The organism is Streptomyces sp. NBC_01190 (assembly GCF_045039895.1).
GTDB lineage: Bacteria > Actinomycetota > Actinomycetes > Streptomycetales > Streptomycetaceae > Actinacidiphila.
The window spans coordinates 2,997,299-3,015,312 of the sequence record NZ_CP108580.1 but is presented as its reverse complement, the minus strand read 5'-3'; the positions used below and the strand labels follow the sequence as shown (position 1 = coordinate 3,015,312).

Annotated in this window: 16 protein-coding genes and 1 pseudogene; 10 read left to right on the top strand and 7 right to left on the bottom strand. The window is 70.6% G+C overall.

All coding sequences use genetic code 11. The features are described from left to right. Nucleotides 1–231: 231 nt before the first annotated feature. Complete coding sequence (locus OG519_RS12555) at nt 232–1,740, top strand: MFS transporter (protein WP_405582582.1); 1,509 nt, start codon at nt 232–234, stop codon at nt 1,738–1,740. Nucleotides 1,741–1,978: 238 nt separating this feature from the next. Here the strand turns inward: OG519_RS12555 and OG519_RS12550 are convergent, their stop codons facing one another. After that, nucleotides 1,979–2,500: a GNAT family N-acetyltransferase gene (locus OG519_RS12550; protein ID WP_405582580.1), complete on the bottom strand. Its 522-nt coding sequence runs from the start codon at nt 2,498–2,500 to the stop codon at nt 1,979–1,981. A gap of 198 nt (nt 2,501–2,698) precedes the next feature. Between OG519_RS12550 and OG519_RS12545 the strand changes: the two genes are divergently transcribed. The 3 genes from OG519_RS12545 (at nt 2,699) to OG519_RS12535 (ending at nt 4,888) form a co-directional block, all read left to right on the top strand. Further along, nucleotides 2,699–3,694, top strand: coding sequence for an RNA polymerase sigma factor RpoD/SigA (locus OG519_RS12545; protein WP_405582578.1), 996 nt, complete (start codon nt 2,699–2,701; stop codon nt 3,692–3,694). A gap of 144 nt (nt 3,695–3,838) precedes the next feature. Continuing rightward, nucleotides 3,839–4,597 (top strand): VIT family protein, encoded by a 759-nt coding sequence (locus OG519_RS12540; RefSeq protein ID WP_405592689.1) that lies wholly within the window; start codon nt 3,839–3,841, stop codon nt 4,595–4,597. A 33-nt stretch (nt 4,598–4,630) separates the two neighbouring features. Beyond that, entirely contained in the window at nt 4,631–4,888 is a 258-nt protein-coding gene (locus OG519_RS12535) for a hypothetical protein (protein WP_405582576.1), read from the top strand. 43 nt (nt 4,889–4,931) lie between these two features. Here OG519_RS12535 and OG519_RS12530 read toward each other — a convergent pair whose 3' ends face one another. The 5 genes from OG519_RS12530 to OG519_RS12510 all read right to left on the bottom strand — a co-directional run bounded on the left by OG519_RS12530 (nt 4,932) and on the right by OG519_RS12510 (nt 10,227). Then, entirely contained in the window at nt 4,932–5,423 is a 492-nt protein-coding gene (locus tag OG519_RS12530) for a hypothetical protein (RefSeq protein WP_405582574.1), read from the bottom strand. 286 nt (nt 5,424–5,709) lie between these two features. Further along, nucleotides 5,710–6,564, bottom strand: coding sequence for an S-methyl-5'-thioadenosine phosphorylase (locus OG519_RS12525; RefSeq protein ID WP_405582572.1), 855 nt, complete (start codon nt 6,562–6,564; stop codon nt 5,710–5,712). Between the two features lie 102 nt (nt 6,565–6,666). Then, complete coding sequence (locus OG519_RS12520) at nt 6,667–7,005, bottom strand: FmdB family zinc ribbon protein (RefSeq protein WP_405582570.1); 339 nt, start codon at nt 7,003–7,005, stop codon at nt 6,667–6,669. Nucleotides 7,006–7,071: 66 nt separating this feature from the next. Further along, nucleotides 7,072–8,460, bottom strand: a complete 1,389-nt coding sequence (locus OG519_RS12515; RefSeq protein WP_405592687.1) for an MFS transporter — start codon at nt 8,458–8,460, stop codon at nt 7,072–7,074. Between the two features lie 276 nt (nt 8,461–8,736). Beyond that, nucleotides 8,737–10,227, bottom strand: a complete 1,491-nt coding sequence (locus tag OG519_RS12510) for a potassium/proton antiporter (protein ID WP_405592685.1) — start codon at nt 10,225–10,227, stop codon at nt 8,737–8,739. 179 nt (nt 10,228–10,406) lie between these two features. Between OG519_RS12510 and OG519_RS12505 the strand changes: the two genes are divergently transcribed. Continuing rightward, on the top strand, nt 10,407–13,124 hold the full coding sequence (locus OG519_RS12505) for a penicillin acylase family protein (protein WP_405582568.1): 2,718 nt from the start codon (nt 10,407–10,409) through the stop codon (nt 13,122–13,124). Nucleotides 13,125–13,193: 69 nt separating this feature from the next. Here the strand turns inward: OG519_RS12505 and OG519_RS12500 are convergent, their stop codons facing one another. After that, the gene (locus tag OG519_RS12500; RefSeq protein WP_405582566.1) at nt 13,194–13,796 is read right to left on the bottom strand and encodes a 5-formyltetrahydrofolate cyclo-ligase; all 603 of its coding nucleotides are present in this window, start codon (nt 13,794–13,796) and stop codon (nt 13,194–13,196) included. Between the two features lie 60 nt (nt 13,797–13,856). Here OG519_RS12500 and galU point away from each other — a divergent pair, with 60 nt between their 5' ends. From galU to OG519_RS12475, 5 genes and pseudogenes are all read left to right on the top strand, one after another. After that, entirely contained in the window at nt 13,857–14,777 is a 921-nt protein-coding gene (gene galU, locus OG519_RS12495) for a UTP--glucose-1-phosphate uridylyltransferase GalU (RefSeq protein ID WP_405582564.1), read from the top strand. Further along, entirely contained in the window at nt 14,774–16,096 is a 1,323-nt protein-coding gene (gene glp / locus OG519_RS12490) for a gephyrin-like molybdotransferase Glp (RefSeq protein ID WP_405582563.1), read from the top strand. Before galU ends, glp begins: the two co-directional genes overlap by 4 nt. A gap of 99 nt (nt 16,097–16,195) precedes the next feature. Next, nucleotides 16,196–16,678 carry a cyclic pyranopterin monophosphate synthase MoaC gene (gene moaC / locus OG519_RS12485; RefSeq protein WP_405582561.1) on the top strand — a complete coding sequence of 161 codons (483 nt, stop codon included), beginning with the start codon at nt 16,196–16,198 and terminating at the stop codon, nt 16,676–16,678. Then, a pseudogene (locus OG519_RS12480) lies at nt 16,675–17,175 on the top strand (molybdenum cofactor biosynthesis protein B); the annotation flags it as partial. The gene moaC and the pseudogene OG519_RS12480, both read left to right, overlap by 4 nt. Nucleotides 17,176–17,318: 143 nt before the next feature. Beyond that, entirely contained in the window at nt 17,319–17,936 is a 618-nt protein-coding gene (locus OG519_RS12475) for a GNAT family N-acetyltransferase (protein ID WP_405592683.1), read from the top strand. Nucleotides 17,937–18,014 lie beyond the last annotated feature (78 nt).

Here is an 18,014-nt window from a genome sequence, read left to right as displayed (position 1 = left end):
CACCGTCCGGTGAGCCGCCGACTCCGCGGAACTCGCCACGTCCCACGCCATAACGCGACGCCAGAAGGACCGACCGGAAGCACCAAGAAGCAAGCAAGCGACGTCAGAGAAGACCGCTCGCCCTCCCGACGCCGGCACCGGGCCCCGGAAAACCGAACCAGGACCCCGTGGCCGGAAGCTGACACACGTCCCCACGTCCTGTCACTCCGCATCCCTTTAGTGAGCCCAGTTATGCCTGAAACGCTCCAGCCCGATCCGAAGCGCTGGACAGCGCTCATATTCATCGCGATCGCCCAGCTCATGGTGGTGCTCGACGCGACCGTCGTGAACATCGCCCTGCCGTCCGCCCAGGCCGACCTCGGCATCTCCGACGGCAACCGCCAGTGGGTCGTCACCGCCTACACCCTGGCCTTCGGTGGCCTGCTGCTCTTCGGCGGCCGGGTCGCCGACCTGTGGGGACGCAAGAACACCTTCATCGTCGGCCTGCTCGGCTTCGCCGCGGCCTCCGCGCTCGGCGGCGCCGCCGTCAACACGGCGATGCTGCTCGGCGCCCGTGGTCTCCAGGGCCTGTTCGGCGCGCTGCTCGCCCCCGCCGCCCTGTCGCTCATCTCGGTGACGTTCGTCGACGCCAAGGAGCGCGCCAAGGCCTTCGGCATCTACGGTGCCATCGCCGGCGCCGGCGCGGCCGTGGGCCTGATCCTGGGCGGCGTCCTCACCCAGTACCTCAACTGGCGCTGGGCGCTCTTCGTGAACATCGCCTTCGCGATCGCCGCCGTCATCGGAGCGATCAGGTACGTCAACGAGCCCGCCCAGGGACGCAACCACAACCGGCTCGACATCCCCGGCGTCGTCCTCGCGAGCTCCGGTCTGGTCGCCCTCGTCTACGGCTTCAGCCGCGCCGAGTCCGACGGCTGGGGCGCCGGTGTGACCATCGGTCTGCTCGTCGCCTCGGTGCTGCTGCTCATCGCCTTCGCCTTCGTAGAGGGCCGGGTCAAGGCTCCGCTGCTGCCGCTGCGCGTGGTCACCGACCGCAACCGCGGTGGCGTCTACCTGTCGCTCGGTCTCGCCATCATCGGCATGTTCGGTCTGTTCCTCTTCCTGACCTACTACCTCCAGACGGTCATGGGCTACTCGGCGCTCAAGTCCGGCGTCGCGTTCCTGCCCATGGTCGGCGGCATGATCGTCGGCTCCACGCAGATCGGCACCCGGCTGATGCTGCGGGTCCGGCCGCGGCTGCTGATGGCGCCGGGATTCTTCGTCGCCGCGATCGGTATGGCCATCCTGGCCCAGATCAAGGTCGACTCGAACTACGCCTCCGTGCTGCTGCCCGGCCTGATCCTGATGGGTCTCGGCATGGGCACCGCCTTCATGCCGGCCATGAGCCTGGCCACGCACGGGGTGCGCCCCGAGGACGCCGGCGTCGCCTCCGCCATGGTCAACACCTCGCAGCAGGTCGGCGGCTCCATCGGCACCGCCCTGCTGAACACCCTTGCGGCCAGTGCCACCACCGCCTGGACCGCCGACCACCTGCACGGCGCGAAGACCCTCAAGAGCCAGTTGCTCATCAACGAGGCCAACGTGCACGGCTACTCGGTCGCCATCTACTGGGCCACGGCCATCCTGGCGGTCGCCGCGGTGCTGGCGTTCGTCCTGATCAACGCCGAGATCCAGAACCACGCGGAGCGGGCCGACGGCGACGAGTCCGTCGACGACTTCGCGATCCCGGCCATCGCGCACTGACGACCGTGATCCGGCCGATGCGACAGCGCGGCCGCGGGTAGCACGCACGACGGCAGGCCCCCGCCCCTCCGAAAGCCACTCGGAGGGGCGGGGGCCTGCCGTTTGTGCTGCGGCCCGGCGGTCCGCCGCCCGGCGGTACCGTCGGGCGCGTTCGGAACCCCTTCGGAACCCGTTCGGAATAGACGGGTCGCATACCCGCTTGTTCTGCGGACACGACCGGTTCGCGACCCGCCGCCGTCTAGTTCAGGCGCTTCTCGAACCAGGCCACGTCGTGATAAACACCGAACTTCCGGCCGACCTCGCCGAAGACCCCGACCTGCCGGAATCCGAAACGGCGGTGGATGCGGATCGACGGCTCATTGGGAAGCGTGACGGCGGCGTACGCGCGATGCACGTCCTCATCGGCGAGGGCCGCGAAAAGCCGCTCGTAGAGCAGGGTGCCGACACCCCGGCCGACGGCATCGGCGGCGAGATAGATGCTCGTCTCCACCGAGGTCGCGTACGCCGCCCTGGGCCGGAAGGGACTACTGGTCGCATAGCCGAGCAGCCGACCGGGGAGGGCCGGGTCCCGGGCAACCAGCAGGCGGTGCGGGCCGTCTTCCGGATGGGAGAGCAGCCAAGTCCGGCGCTCCTCCGGGGCCAAAGGAGTGACGTCGAAGGTGACGGCGGTCTCCCGGACGTAATGGTTGTAGATATCGGTGAGCGCCCCCAGATCACCCTCTTCAGCCGGGGTGACCTGCGCACTCATAGGATCCGACATCCTATGACCTCTCTATGTGGCCGCACAGGGTACTGCATGATCATAAAAATCAGGTGACGACATGGGAATTGTGTCCGGATTCCAGTCGTTATCCAGAACGGATGGGGAAGCCGCCAGGCAGGAGCCGATGCGCGGTTGGTGCCTCGCGCGGCGGCCCGATCCACACCGAGACCAACGCACTTTCGTAAGGGAGCTCGCATGGCAACCCGTGCCGTCGCCCGTCGCAACGCCGGCGGGACCAGCAGCGTTCGCGCCGCAGGCGGGGAAGTCGCTGATCGCGACCTCGTCGGCATGTACCTGGACGAGATCGCGCGCACCCCGCTGCTCGACGCCGCCAGGGAGGTCGAGCTGTCCCGGGACATCGAAGCCGGCGTCTACGCCGGACGCATACTCGCGGCCGACGCCGAGCTGCCCGCCCAGGCGGGTGGGGACGCCCAGCGCGAGGAACTGGAAGCGATCGTCGCCGCGGGCGAACGGGCCAAGGACGTCTTCATCCGGTCCAACCTCCGCCTCGTCGTCGCCGTCGCCCGACGCTACCCGCGCAGCGGCCTTCCGCTCCTCGACCTGATCCAGGAGGGGAACGCCGGCCTGGTCCGCGCCGTCGAGAAGTTCGACTACGCCAAGGGCTTCAAGTTCTCCACCTACGCGACCTGGTGGATCCGCCAGGCCATCACCCGGTCCATCGCCGACCAGTCGCGCACGATCCGGCTGCCCGTCCACCTCGTCGAGGAGCTCGGCCGTATCCGTCGCGTGCAGCGCGAGTTCAACCGGGAGAACGGCCGCGACGCGGAGCCCGTCGAGATCGCCAAGGAACTCGGCTCGACTCCCGAGCGCATCGCCGACGTCCTCGACTGGGCCCGCGACCCGGTGTCGCTGAACATGTCGGTGGACGCCGAGGGCGAGACCGAGTTCGGCGACCTCGTGGAGGACGGCGCCGCGCCGTCGCCCGAGGACTCCGTGCTGGTCATGCTGCGGCGCGAGGAACTCGACGGCCTCATCGCCCGCCTTGACGACCGCACCGCCTCGATCATCAGGGCCCGCTACGGCATCGTGGACGGCCGCGAACGGACCCTCACCGAGGTCGGCAAGGAACACGGCCTCACCCGGGAACGCATCCGTCAGATCGAGAAGCACGCCCTCGCCGATCTCAAGCGCATGGCACGCGCCACCGGCCTGGACTACGAAGCGGCCTGACCCGAAGACCTCCACCAACCGGCGGCTCCCGCCAGGCGGCCGCCCCCACAGACCCGGACCTCGGTGCATCCCCCCCGCACCGGGGTCCGGCCTTGTGTCCCGTGCCCGGACCGGCCCCGGAGTGAGACCCTGCCTGCTATGCCCATGGACCACGACACCCCAGGCACCTCAGGCACCCCAAGCGATACGGAGCTCACCGCCCCGCACGAGGGGGAATCCCACGAGGACGGCCTCAAGACCCGGCTGAACTGGCTGCGAGCCGCCGTCCTCGGCGCCAACGACGGGGTGGTCTCCACCGCGGGCCTCGTCGTCGGGGTCGCGGGCGCCACCGACTCACGCTCCACGCTGCTTACCGCGGGCCTGGCCGGGCTGCTCGCCGGCTCCCTGTCCATGGCGGCCGGCGAATACGTCTCCGTGAACACCCAGCGCGACTCGGAACAGGCCGCCCTCGCCCAGGAACGCGAGGAACTCGCCACCACCCCGCAGGCCGAACTCGATGAACTCACCGGCCTCCTGCACAAGCTCGGCATCACCGCCGACCTCGCCCGCGAAGTCGCCGAGCAGCTCACCGCCCGCGACGCTCTCGGCGCCCACGCCCGGGTCGAACTCGGCATCGACCCCGACGAACTCGCCAAGCCCTGGCACGCCGCCTGGGCCAGCTTCATCTCCTTCACCGCCGGCGCCCTGCTCCCGCTGCTGGCGATCGTGCTCCCGCCGCACGACTGGCGGTTGTCGATCACCGTCGTCTCCGTGCTGGTCGCCCTCGCCGGCTGCGGCTGGGTCAGCGCCCGCCTCGGTGGCGCCCCCGCGCGTCCGGCCATCATGCGCAACGCCCTCGGCGGCGCCATCGCGATGGCCGTCACATACGCGGTCGGTGTCCTCCTCGGCGCCGCGGGCGTCTGATCCCCGGGGCGCGGGGCGCCGTACGCTTGTGGCATGACCACTGCCCGCGATGACGAGCGCGACCCGGACACCGGAACGGCAGGCACCCCGACGGAAGGCGCCGCCGTGCCGTCGTCGCCTGTTGCCCGTCCCACAGGGTCAGCGGGTGGTTCGGGGCGGTTGGTCTTCGACGATCCGCTCGACCGCCCGTCCCCCGACGACGCCGATCGCGGCTGGGGCGAATCCCCCTCGGGCGCCGGGGACGACGACTTCACGCGCTTCCTCAACGAGAAGCCGCCGCACCACCTCTGAACTCCTCGGGCCAGCAGGGCCGACCACCGATCCCACCGATCGCTCAGCACAGTGCCACCGCCAGCGGCGAGGTCGCGGCGGCCCCGGAAAGCGCGGCGGCGATACGCCGGGGGACGGTGAGCACGATCAGCGCTCCGCCGGGGGCACCGGCGTCGGAGACCGCGGCGGTATCGGGCGGGGCCTGGGCCACCGCCGGTACGGCGACCACGGTGACGCCCGCCGCCACCACCCGCACCCCGGCGAGGACGTCCACCCGGTCACCGGGGTGGAGCAGGCCCGCGACGGCCGCGTCGGCGATCCGCACCGGGGCCCGTACCGAGGTCTGCGGCGGCAGATGGCGGACAGGGCCCGCCGCCGGGCCGCGCGGAACGGCCGGAACCGGTCGCGGCGCCGCGCTGTGGGCGGTCGAGGCCGCCAGCGCGGCGGCCGTGACGGCCAGACCGACGGCCAGGGCCTTGCGCCTGCGCCACAGCGCCCGGCGAAAGAGCCGCCTGCCGCCCCGCCCGCTCACATGGATGGGCGGGAAGGAGGGCACCGCGCATCTCGGCGGGGTGTACGGCCGCGGTACACCGGGTGTCGGTGCAGCGGGGGAGAGTCCGGTCGGCCGTGTGGAGGACGGCCCGGACGACAGCGAGCGAGAAGCCGTGGTGAGCATGACGAGGTTCCGCCTTGATGAGGGGAACCGACCGGGAACGGGTCGGTGCGACCACCATCGCGCATCACGACGACCTCGCCGCGGAAGCCCTGTGGATAACTCAACAGGCAGCGGATGATCGGCTCTTCATAACATCGAGGGCCGACCCTCGCCGTCGTACCGGACGCTACGGGAGGGCGATCCCGGGCTCCTGGCCGCCGAGCGAGTTCACGCACAGACAGTCGCGCCGCCCGTTGTCCGGCAGGGCGCGAACGACGTCGACGAGCACGTCCCGCATCCTGCCGACATTGGCGGCGAAGACCTCCAGCACCTGCTCGTGCGACACGCCCTCACCGGTCTCCGCGCCGGCGTCAAGATCGGTGACCAGGGTGAGGGAGGTGTAGCAAAGGCCCAGTTCCCGGGCGAGAACCGCCTCGGGATGCCCCGTCATCCCCACCACGGACCACCCTTGCGCCGCATGCCACAGCGATTCCGCCCGGGTCGAGAAGCGCGGCCCCTCGACCACGACCAGCGTGCCCCCGTCGACGGCGCTCCAACCGCTGCTCCGCGCGGTGTCGACGGCCGCGCGCCTGCCCACCGGGCAGTAAGGGTCGGCGAACGTCACATGGACCACGTTGGGCACCTGGCCGTCGGAACGGACCTCACCGTCGAAGTACGACTGGACGCGTGCCTTCGTGCGGTCCACGAGCTGGTCGGGTACGAGCAGCGTGCCCGGCCCGTACTCCGTACGCAGTCCACCGACCGCGCAGGGGCCGAGGATCTGTCGGGCACCCAAGGACGCGAGGGCCCACAGATTGGCCCGGTAGTTGATCTTGTGCGGCAGCAGGCGATGGTCGCGCCCATGACGCGGCAGGAAGGCCACCCGGCGCCCGGCCACCTCGCCGAGGAAGAGCGAGTCGCTCGGGGAACCGTAGGGAGTGTCGACCGTGATCTCGGTCACGTCATCGAGGAAGGAGTAGAACCCCGAGCCGCCGATGACACCGATCTCGGCCTGTTTCCGCACACCGTCGCTTCGCACCATGCCGGTCACCCTATGCGGGAGTCGGCAGCGCGACGAACCCCCACCGTCTCCGGCGGGGGTTCTCAAGGCTGCCGCTCGCCCGGGCGAACGGCGATTCGACGCTCAGGCAGCCGACGTGCTGCTCGAAGACGAGGACCCCGACGACGAGGTCGAGGAACCCGTCGAGGACGACGAACCGCTCGACGCCGCGGCCGCGCTGTCGGACGACTTGCTCTCCGAACCCCCGCCGGTCTTGGCGGTGGCGGGCGCGCTGCTCGACGACGAACCGCGGCTGTCGGTCCGGTAGAAGCCGGATCCCTTGAAGACCACGCCCACCGCCGAGTAGACCTTGCGCAAGCGTCCGCTGCAGTTGGGGCACACCGTCAGCGCGTCGTCGCTGAACTTCTGCACCGCCTCAAGGGGCTCACCGCACTCGGTGCACTGGTACTGGTACGTCGGCACTTGCTCCTCCTGGCACTCGCAGTCGTTGAGTGCTAACGACGCTCAATAGTGCAGTATTTCCCGCCGTCAGTCCACCGCGACCGGCGAACGGTGACCGATCCCACCCGTCGCCACTCCTCCGCGCGGACGCGGAACCAGCCGACCGCGCAGCCCCACGAGCACCACCAGCGCCAGCCCCGTCCCGGCCAGCGGCACCGTGAAACCGGCGTGGGAGCCCCAGCGGTCGGTGAGCAGCCCCGCAGCGGTCACGGCCATCGCCTGCCCGAAGGCGACGGCGCCGGTCAGCCAGGCGAACGCCTCGGTACGGATCGCCGGCGGCACGAGCGCGTCGACCAGGGTGTAGCCCGTGATGACGGTCGGCGCGACGCACAGGCCCGCGACCACGCCGAGAGCGCCCAGGGCCGGCACGGTGTGCAGCACACACAAAGGCGCGCAGGCGACGCCGAGGGCCGCGTAGGCGCGAAGGAGGCGGGTGCGCGCGCCGCCACGCCAGGCGACCGCCCCGTACCCGAGGCCCGCCAGCATGTTGCCGGCGGCGAACACCCCGTAGAGCAGGCCGTTCAGCCCGGGCCTGCCGATCTCCTGGGTGAACGCGGTCAGCGACACCTGCATGCCGCCGAAGACGGTGCCGATGCCGAGGAAGGCGACCGCGAGGGCGCGGACTCCGGACACGGCGAGCGCCGAGCCGTGACGGGCGTCCCTGGCCGCCGCGACCCGGTGGGGGAGGGGGGCGCCGGCCCGCCGGGTCGCGAAGAGGACGCCGCCGATCAGGGTCAGCGCGCTCTCCGCGATCAGCCCGGCGGCGGGGTGCACGCCGGCGCACAGGGCGGTGGCCAGCACCGGCCCGATCACGAAGGTGAACTCGTCGGTCACCGACTCGAAGGCCGCGGCCGTGGTGAGCAGAGACGACGCCCTATGGGGTGCCCCATCGGACGACCCGCCGAGCGCCACCGCCCAGCGGGCCCGCACCATCGGCCCGACCTGGGGAACGCTCGCGCCCACCGGCACCGCCATGGCGAACAGCGCCCAGGTGGGTGCATAGGAGACGGACAGCGCGACAAGCCCGGCCACCGAGGCCGCGTGCACCACGACCCCCGGCAGCAGGACGGCCCGCTGCCCGTAACGGTCGGCGAGACGCCCGCCGCGGGGCGCGCACAGGGCCATCGACGCCCCGGTGGCCGCGGCCACGGCGCCGGCGGTGCCGTAGGAGCCGGTGGTGTGCCGGACGAGCAGCACGATGCCGATGGTGAGCATGGCGAACGGCTGCCGGGCCACGAAGCCCGGGACCAGGAAAGTCCACGCGCCAGGCGTCCGGAGCAGCCGTCCGTAGCCGGGTTTCGGGGGGTGTGCGGGTTGTGTGGGCTGTGATGGATGTGAGTGATGCGGGGGCCGCGCCTGGGTGTTCGCGGGGGTTCGGGCCGTCGCCCGCTGCCGCTCGGGCGGCGAGGTGGGCACGGTGGGCACGGTCGGCACGGTGGATGCCACGCTGGGGGCCTTCTGCCGCCTGGTAGCGGACCCGCGAGGTGTTTCGCGCGTGTCACGCCGAAGGCCGTCCGGTCGGCGTGGTCGCCCACGCCCGGCCCTGCGTCAGGCAGAGGTTGTGCTCAAAATGACCAGCTCATCATACGTATCTCCGCCCACCGTTCTGTATACGGTTCGACGGACCGCCCCGACCGAGCCGACTGAGCCGACCGCCCCGGCCGAGCCGAACGGTCCGCCGGGCACCCGCCCTCAACGCCCCAGCCAGCCCGCGAGCTTGCCGCCGCGCCCCACCGCTCGCAGCCGGTCCTCGGCGGCGTCACGTACCGGATCCGTCGCCACGACCAGCAGTTCGTCGCCCTGGCGCAGCATCGTGGTCGGCAACGGCACGAAGCTGGCGCCGTCCCGTACCACCAGGGTGACGGCCGCCCCCGGTGGCAGGCGCAGTTCGTCCACCTCGACGCCGTGCATGCGCGAGCGTCCAGGGATGGCGACCGAGAGCAGGTGCCCTTGGAGGCGTTCCAGAGGCGCCGACTCGATGCCGAGGTCCGCCGCGTCACTCGCGTCGCCGTCGGCCAGCCGCAGTGTCCTCGCCACCCACGGCAGCGTCGGGCCCTGCACCAGCGTGTAGATGATCACCAGGACGAAGACGATGTTGAAGATCCGCCGGCTGTCGTCGCCGCCGGTCACCATCGGGATGGTCGCGAGCACGATCGGCACCGCGCCGCGGAGCCCCGCCCAGGACATCAGCGCCTGTTCGCGCCATGGGATGCGGAAGGGGAGCAGGCTGGCCACCACGGACGCCGGGCGCGCCACCAGCGTGAGGAGGAGGCCGATGACGATGGCCGGCAGGATGTCGTCACCCAGCTCGTGTGGTGTGACCAGGAGGCCGAGCAGGACGAACAGCCCGATCTGGGCGATCCAGCCGAGGCCCTCGGCGAACCCCTGGGTGGCCGGCCGGTGCGGCAGCTTCGCGTTGCCCAGGATGAGGGAGGCGATGTAGACGGCGAGGAAGCCGGAACCGTGTGCGGTGGCCCCTGCCCCATAGGCTCCGACCGCGATCGCCAGCACGGCGATCGGGTAAAGACCGGAGGCGGGCAGTGCCAGCCGCTTGAGCCCGAAGGCACCCGCCCAGCCGATCAGCAGCCCGAGACCGGCCCCGATCAGCAGCTCCAGCCCGACCTCACCGAGCAGGGTGTACCAGTGCTCGACCGGCCCCGCGCTGGAGAGGGCGACCACCAGGATCACCACGGGCGCGTCGTTGAAGCCCGATTCGGCTTCCAGCACACCGGTGACCCGCTTGGGCAGCGAGATGTTCCGCAGCACGGAGAAGACCGCCGCCGCGTCCGTCGAGGACACCACCGAGCCGATGATCAGCGCCTGCCGCCAGTCCAGCCCCACCAGGAAGTGCGCGGCGCCGGCGGTGATGAACACGCTCACCAGCAGGCCCACGGTCGAGAGCACGGCGGCGGCCGGGACCACCGGCTTGATCTCGTGCCACTTCGTGCCGAGACCGCCCTCGGCGAGGATCACCACCAGTGCGGCGTACCCGAGCACCTGGGTGAGCTGGACGTTGTCGAAGGTGAAGCCGAACAGGCCGTCCTGGCCGATCGCGACACCGATGCCGACGTAGATGAGCAGGGTCGGCAGGCCGCTGCGCGAGGCGAGCCGCACGGCGACAACCGCGACGAGGAGCACCGCGGCGCCGATCAGGAGGATCTCGTTCAGGTGGTGGACAGTCAGGGGCCTGGTCCTCTCAACTTCATTGCCTTACCTAACATTTTACCTTGCCTTGACGATTCCCCGTTCGCCGGCCCACCAGCCGGACGCCGAGTCCTGGCGGCACAGCGCGTGCGCCTATGGTTGCCCTTGCACCACCCGCACTTGATCACCGGTCCGCCCTGCCCCCTCGAAGGACAGCGATGCCCGCACGGAAGAAATCCCGCCGCGTACGCCTCATCGTGATCGCGTTCGTGCTGCTCCTGGTGGCGGGTATCGGATTCGGGTCGTATTGGGGCGTAAGCACCGTGCGTGCCTCCTTCCCGCAGACCACGGGCTCTTTGAAGCTCAAAGGACTGTCGGCGCCGGTGGACGTCGAGCGCGACGACAAGGGCATCCCGCAGATCTACGCGAACACCCCCGACGACCTCTTCCGCGCGCAGGGGTACGTGCAGGCGCAGGACCGCTTCTACGAGATGGACGTCCGCCGCCATCTGACCGCGGGCCGGCTCTCGGAGATGTTCGGCAAGGGCCAGGTCGAGACCGACGCCTTCCTGCGGACCCTGAACCTGCGCGGCGTCGCGCAGCAGGAGTGGGACACCCAGCTCGACAAGACCACCAAGGAATACCTCCAGGCGTACACCGACGGCGTCAACGCGTATCTGAAGGACCACAGCGGCGCCGCGCTCTCGCTGGAGTACGAGGCGCTCTCCTTCAGCCACGGGTACAAGCCGCAGCCGTGGACGCCGGTCGACTCGGTGGCCTGGCTCAAGGCGATGGCCTGGGATCTGCGCGGCAACATGCAGGACGAGATCGACCGCTCGCTGATGACCAGCCGGCTCAGCCAGCAGCAGATCAAGCAGCTCTACCCCGCCTATCCCTACGACCGCAATCGTCCGATCGTGGACACGGGTTCGATCGATCCGACCACCGGGGACTACCAGCCCGCCGGATCGAGCACTCCGCAGGGCCTCAACAGCACGGTGGACGCGCAACTCGCCGGTATAAGTCAGATCATCGACCAGATGCCGGCGCTGCTCGGGCCCACCGGCAGCGGAATCGGCTCCAACGCGTGGGTGGTCTCCGGCCAGTACACGACGACCGGTGAGCCGCTGCTGGCCAACGATCCCCACCTCGCGCCACAGGTGCCCTCCCTCTGGTACCAGATGGGTCTGCACTGCCGGGAGGTCGGCAAGACCTGTCCCTTCGACGTGGCCGGTTACACCTTCTCCGGTATGCCCGGTGTGATCATCGGACACAACCAGGACATCGCCTGGGGCATGACCAACCTGGGCGCCGACGTCACCGACCTCTACCTGGAGAAGGTCACCGCCACCACATACCTGTTCAACGGCCAGCAGGTGCCGTTCATCACCCGCCGGGAGACGATCAAGGTCGCCGGCGGGAAGGACCGTATGATCACCGTTCGGGAGACCAAGGACGACGGTCCGATCATCTCCGACCGCAGCGACGAGATCAGCGACGTCGGCCGGACCGCGCCCGTCGCCGATCCGCCGGGCGGCGTCAACGGCGGCTACGCCGTCGCCCTCAAATGGACCGCGCTCGACCCCTCGAAGACGATGGACGCGATCTTCGAACTCGACAGCGCGACCGACTTCAAGACGTTCCGGGCCGCGGCCGCCGACTTCGCCGTACCGTCGCAGAACCTGGTCTATGCCGACACCAAGGGCCACATCGGCTACCAGGCGCCCGGCAAGATCCCGATCCGGCCGAAGGGCGACGACGGCACCTACCCGGTGCCCGGCTGGAACGGGGACTACCAGTGGAAGGGCTACATCCCGGCCAACTCGATGCCGTACGAGGAGGACCCGCAGCGGGGCTACATCGTGACCGCCAACCAGGCCGTCATCGATCAGAGCAAGTACCCCTACCTGCTGACCGCGGACTGGGGCTACGGCACGCGCAGCCAGCGGATCAACGACCTGATCCAGTCCAAGATCAAGGACGGCGGGAAGATCTCCATGGACGACATGCAGTCCATGCAGAACGACGACACCAGCGAGATCGCCCAGCTCCTGACGCCGATCCTGACCAAGATAGACATCAAGAACGACAAGGGCGGCTACGTACGCCAGGCCCAACAGCTCCTCGACGGATGGGACTTCAAGCAGGACTCCGACTCGGCGGCGGCGGCGTACTTCAACGCGGTGTGGCGCAACGTCCTCAAGCTCGCCTTCGGCAACAAGCTGCCCAAGGAGCTGCGGCCCGAGGGCCAGTGCCTGAGGGTGCTGCCGGCCGGGGCGACCGGCCCCGTCGACAACCTGGACGGCACCAACCCGACCGTGCAGGAGTGCGGTGAGCGCGATCCCGCCGAGGCCCAGCCGGACGGCGGCGACCGCTGGTTCGAGGTCGTCCGCGACATCCTCGATCAGCCCGACAGCCCCTGGTGGACGATGTCCACCACGGCCTTCTTCACCGATGACCCGGTGAAGGCCCACCACAGCGACCGCGACCAGCTCCTCGCCACGGCCATGAAGGACGCCCGCTACGAGCTGACCGCCAAGCTCGGCAAGGACATAGACACCTGGAGCTGGGGGCGCCTGCACAAGCTGGACCTGAAGAACCAGACGATCGGCACCGACGGTCCGAGCGCCATAAAGTGGCTGTTCAACCGGGGTTCCTGGCAGCTCAGCGGCGGTGAGGCGGCGGTCGACGCCACCGGCTGGAACGCGGCGGGCGGCTACGACGTCGACTGGGTGCCGTCCATGCGGATGATCGTCAACCTCCAGGACTTCGACAAGTCCCGCTGGATCAACCTCACCGGCGCCTCGGGACACGCGTACAACGCGCACTACACCGACCAGACGGATCTGTGGGCGCACGGCGAGCTGCTGCCCTGGTCCTTTTCCGAGGAACAGGTCGGCAAGGCGGCCAAGGCGAAGATGGTGCTGACCCCCTAGCGAGCCGGGGCCGCGGCCTGGCCTCCTAGGACGCCGGGTCCGGCCTGGCCTCCTAGGACGCCGGAAAGGTCAGCCGGTGAAGAGTCGGACGCCGTCCGGGGTGAGCGCCGCGTCGACGAGGTGGTCGTGCGGTTCCCGCGGAACCGTGTCGACCACCTCGTGCGCGTAGAGCACCACGACGAGCAGCGGATGCGTCCCCGCGGCCCGCACGCGCGCGAGGACGCGGTCGTAGGAGCCGCCGCCGCGGCCGAGCCGTACACCCTGGGCGTCCACGGCGAGACCCGGCAGGAGGACGCACGACGCCTCCTCCACCGCCTTGGCTCCGAGCCGCGGTCCGGTGGGTTCCAGCAGGCCGCGCGAGGCGGGTGCCAGGGCGGCCGGGCCGGCGTATTCCGCCCAGTCGAGGTCGTTGTCGGGCAGCAGCACGGGCAGCAGCACCCGGCCCCCCAGGACGCGCAGCGCCTCGATCAGGTCCCGGGTGCCGGGTTCGGTGCCGGTCGACACGTAAGCCGCCACGGTCCCGGCGGTCGCCGCGGCCGGCAGGTCACGTACCCTCGTCACCAACGCCGCGCCCGCCGCCCGGCGTTCATCGGCGGTCAACCCGCGTCTGGCCGCGAGGAGACGCGCCCGCAACTCCGTCTTGAGGGCGCGGGTCCGGCCGCCGGGTTCCATAATCGCCGCCTATCAGTCGAAATCCACCGATTCTTCATCTTCCGCACATACGCGCCCGCTATGGTGCACGGCATGACGCACACACATACCGGGATCATCAAGGCTGTCATTCCTGCGGCGGGTCTGGGGACCCGGTTCTTGCCGGCGACGAAGGCGACGCCGAAGGAGATGCTGCCGGTGGTGGACAAGCCGGCGATTCAGTATGTGGTGGAGGAGGCGGTGGCGGCGGGTCTGGCGGATGTTCTGATGATCACGGGGCGGAACAAGCGGCCGTTGGAGGATCACTTCGACCGGAATTACGAGTTGGAGGAGGCGTTGACGCGTAAGGGGGACGCGTCGCGGCTGGCGCGGGTGCGGGAGTCGAGTGATCTGGCGACGATGCATTATGTGCGGCAGGGTGCGCCGAAGGGGTTGGGGCACGCGGTGCTGTGTGCGGAGCCGCATGTGGGGGATCAGCCGTTCGCGGTGCTGCTGGGTGATGACCTGATCGATCCGCGGGATCCGCTGCTGGCGCGGATGATCGAGGTGCGGGGGCGGTACGGGGGCAGTGTGGTGGCGTTGATGGAGGTGGATCCGGAGCAGATTCATCTGTACGGGTCGGCGGCGATAGTGCCGACGGGGGAGGGGGATGTGGTGCGGGTGACGGGTCTGGTGGAGAAGCCGGAGGCGTCGGCGGCGCCGTCGTCGTATGCGGTGATCGGCCGGTATGTGCTGGATCCGGGGGTGTTCGAGGTGCTGCGGAAGACGGCGCCGGGGCGGGGCGGGGAGATCCAGCTGACGGACGCTTTGCGGGTGCTGGCCGAGCGGGACGGTGAGGGGGGTCCGGTGCACGGGGTGGTCTTCACCGGGCGCCGCTACGACACCGGCGACCGGGGCGACTACCTGCGCGCGATCGTCCGGCTCGCCTGCGAACGCGAAGACCTCGGCCCGGACTTCCGCGCCTGGCTGCGCACCTACATCACCGAGGAGATGCACGAGTGACCCACGGCACCGACCACCTATGGACCGTCAGCGAACATCTGGACAGCATCCTGGGCCAGCTCGCCCCGCTCGACCCGATCGAGCTGCAACTGCTCGACGCCCAGGGGTGCGTCCTCGTCGAGGACGTCAGGGTGCCGGTCGCGCTGCCACCGTTCGAGAACAGCTCCATGGACGGATACGCGGTGCGGGTCGCCGACACCCAGGCGGCGACCGCCGAACACCCCTGCGTCCTCGACGTGATCGGTGACGTGGCGGCGGGCAGCGGCGACCTCCCCACGGTCGGCCCCGGCCAGGCCGCCCGGATCATGACCGGCGCCCCGCTGCCGCCCGGCGCCGAGGCGGTCGTCCCCGTCGAATGGACGGACGGCGGCACCGGCGGCGGGCCGGCCACCACCATGACGGCGCACAGCGTCGACCCCGCGGGCGCGGCGGGTGAGGTGCGGGTGCACCGCTCGCCGTCGGCCGGACAGTTCGTCCGGTCCCGGGGGAGCGACGCCGCCGCCGGTGAGCTGGCGCTGCCGGCCGGCACCGTACTCGGGCCGCCGCAGATCGGGTTGCTGGCCGCCATCGGCCGCGGCACGGTCACCGTGCGGCCGCGGCCCAGGGTGGTGGTGCTCTCCACCGGCAGCGAACTCGTGCAGCCGGACGAGGAGCTCGGCCCCGGCCGGATCCACGACTCCAACAGCTTCGCCCTCACCGCCGCCGCCCGCGACGCCGGGGCGATCGCCTACCGGGTCGGCGCGGTCACCGACGAGGTCGAGACGCTGCGCGCCACCATCGAGGACCAGCTCATCCGCGCCGACGTCATCGTCACCAGCGGGGGCGTCAGCGTCGGCGCCTACGACGTCGTCAAGGAGGCGCTGTCGTCGCTCGGCGACTCCTTCGGCGACGACGCGGTGGCCGCTGCGGGGCAGGTCGAGTTCCGCACGCTGGCCATGCAGCCGGGGAAGCCGCAGGGATTCGGGCGGATCGGCCCCGACCGCACGCCGCTGCTCGCCCTGCCGGGAAACCCCGTCAGCGCCTATGTGTCCTTCGAGCTGTTCGTACGACCGGTGATCCGCACCTTGATGGGAGTGGGCCCCGTCCACCGGGATGTGGTCCGGGCGGCATGCGTCGTCGCGGTCGAGCACTCACCCGAAGGAAGACGCCAGTATCTGCGCGGACACTACGACCGGACGTCCGGCACGGTCACCGCGGTGGGTGGGGCCGGCTCCCACCTGGTCAAGGCGCTCGCCTACTCCGACGCGCTGATCGTCGTACCGGAGGAGACCACCTCGGTCGCGGCCGGCGAGGAGGTCGACGTGGTGCTGCTGGGCTAGCTGAGGTGACCGGTACGGGGGCCCGGCCTGCGGGCCCGGGGTCCGTACGTACGCGCGGGCCGGTACGGTGTCTGCCCAGGAGACCGCACCGGGAGAACGATGAGCAGCGCCCAGCAGCACTTCACCCACCTGAACGAGGCGGGCGCCGCCCGCATGGTCGACGTCTCCGCCAAGGACGTCACCGCCCGCACCGCCCGAGCCACCGGACGCGTTCTCGTCGCCCCGCGCGTCGTGGAGTTGCTGCGGGGTGAGGGCGTGCCCAAGGGCGACGCTCTCGCCGTCGCGCGTGTCGCCGGCATCATGGGCGCCAAGCGCACCCCCGAGCTGATTCCGCTGTGCCACCCGCTGGCCGTCTCGGGGGTGACGGTCGATCTCACCGTCGCCGACGACGCGGTGGAGATCACCGCGACGGTCCGGACCACCGATCGCACCGGCGTCGAGATGGAGGCCCTGACGGCGGTCAGCGTCGCCGCGTTGACGGTCGTCGACATGGTGAAGGCGGTCGACAAGGGCGCGGTCATCACCGACGTCCGCGTGGAGGAGAAGACCGGCGGCAAGTCCGGCGACTGGCGGCGGTCATGAGCGGGCGGCCCGCGCCCCGGGCGCTCGCCGTCACCGCCTCCAACCGCGCCGCGGCCGGCGTCTACGAGGACAGCGGCGGGCCGCTGATCGTGGCGGGCCTGGCGGAGTTGGGCTTCACCGTGGACGGCCCCCGGGTCGTGCCGGACGGCGACCCGGTGGGGCAGGCGCTGCGCGAGGCGATCGCCCAGGGCTACGACGTGGTGATCACCACCGGTGGCACCGGTATCTCACCGACCGACCGCACGCCGGAGGTCACCCGCGCGGTGCTCGACTTCGAGATCCCGGGTATCGCGGAGGCGCTGCGCGCCGCGGGCCGCGAGAAGGTGCCGACAGCGGTGCTCTCCCGTGGCGTCGCGGGGGTCGGTGGCCGCACCCTGGTGGTGAACCTGCCCGGTTCCACCGGCGGGGTACGGGACGGGCTGGCCGTTCTCGCACCCCTGCTGGCGCACGCCGTCGACCAGCTGCGCGGGGGCGATCATCCGAACAACGCACCGGGGGACCGCCCGTACGATGAATCCCATCACCACCAGCCGCCCCACGAACCGCACGGCCGGTCGGACGGCGCGGCCGAGCCGCCGCCGCACGGCCGATCACCTGACCAACCCGACGATCATCCGAACTCCGTCACGGGGAGACCGAGCTGAACGGGTCCTGGCCGGTTGAGCTGGTGGACGGTGACATCACCCTCCGCCCGATCCGGATGCGTGACCAGCGCGCCTGGCGCGAGGTCAACCGCCGCAACCGCGAGTGGCTGCGGCCCTGGGAGGCCACCGTCCCGCCCGCGCCGCCCGGGCACATCGCCCAGCGGCCGACCTATCGTCAGATGGTCCGCCATCTCCGCGGCGAGGCCCGCTCCGGCCGGATGCTGCCGTTCATCATCGAGTACCAGGGGCGGCTGGCCGGTCAACTCACCGTCGCCGGCATCACCTGGGGTTCGATGTGCTCCGCCCATGTCGGCTACTGGGTCGACGAGGCGGTCGCGGGGCGCGGGGTGATGCCCACCTCGGTGGCGCTCGCCGTGGACCACTGCTTCCGCCGGGTGGGCCTGCACCGGATCGAGGTGTGCATTCGCCCCGAGAACGGTCCGAGCCGGCGGGTGGCGGAAAAGCTCGGCTTCCGGGAGGAGGGGCTGCGTCCCCGCTACCTCCATATCGACGGCGGCTGGCGGGACCATCTCGTCTTCGCGCTGACCGCGGAGGAAGTCCCGGAGGGTCTGCTGCACCGCTGGCGGCGGGCGCGGCCGGGTACCCCTCGGTAATAAAACAATAGTTCGAAATTCAGCGTAATCCGAAGAAATACTCGGCATATCAGCCAGATCGTGCGACACACCGAGCCG

Coding starts and splice junctions, on each gene's coding strand:
- OG519_RS12555 (WP_405582582.1), top strand. CDS start 232: ATGCCTGAAACGCTCCAGCCCGATCCGAAGCGCTGGACAGCGCTCATA.
- OG519_RS12550 (WP_405582580.1), bottom strand. CDS start 2,500: ATGTCGGATCCTATGAGTGCGCAGGTCACCCCGGCTGAAGAGGGTGAT.
- OG519_RS12545 (WP_405582578.1), top strand. CDS start 2,699: ATGGCAACCCGTGCCGTCGCCCGTCGCAACGCCGGCGGGACCAGCAGC.
- OG519_RS12540 (WP_405592689.1), top strand. CDS start 3,839: ATGGACCACGACACCCCAGGCACCTCAGGCACCCCAAGCGATACGGAG.
- OG519_RS12535 (WP_405582576.1), top strand. CDS start 4,631: ATGACCACTGCCCGCGATGACGAGCGCGACCCGGACACCGGAACGGCA.
- OG519_RS12525 (WP_405582572.1), bottom strand. CDS start 6,564: ATGGTGCGAAGCGACGGTGTGCGGAAACAGGCCGAGATCGGTGTCATC.
- OG519_RS12505 (WP_405582568.1), top strand. CDS start 10,407: ATGCCCGCACGGAAGAAATCCCGCCGCGTACGCCTCATCGTGATCGCG.
- OG519_RS12500 (WP_405582566.1), bottom strand. CDS start 13,796: ATGGAACCCGGCGGCCGGACCCGCGCCCTCAAGACGGAGTTGCGGGCG.
- galU (WP_405582564.1), top strand. CDS start 13,857: ATGGTGCACGGCATGACGCACACACATACCGGGATCATCAAGGCTGTC.
- moaC (WP_405582561.1), top strand. CDS start 16,196: ATGAGCAGCGCCCAGCAGCACTTCACCCACCTGAACGAGGCGGGCGCC.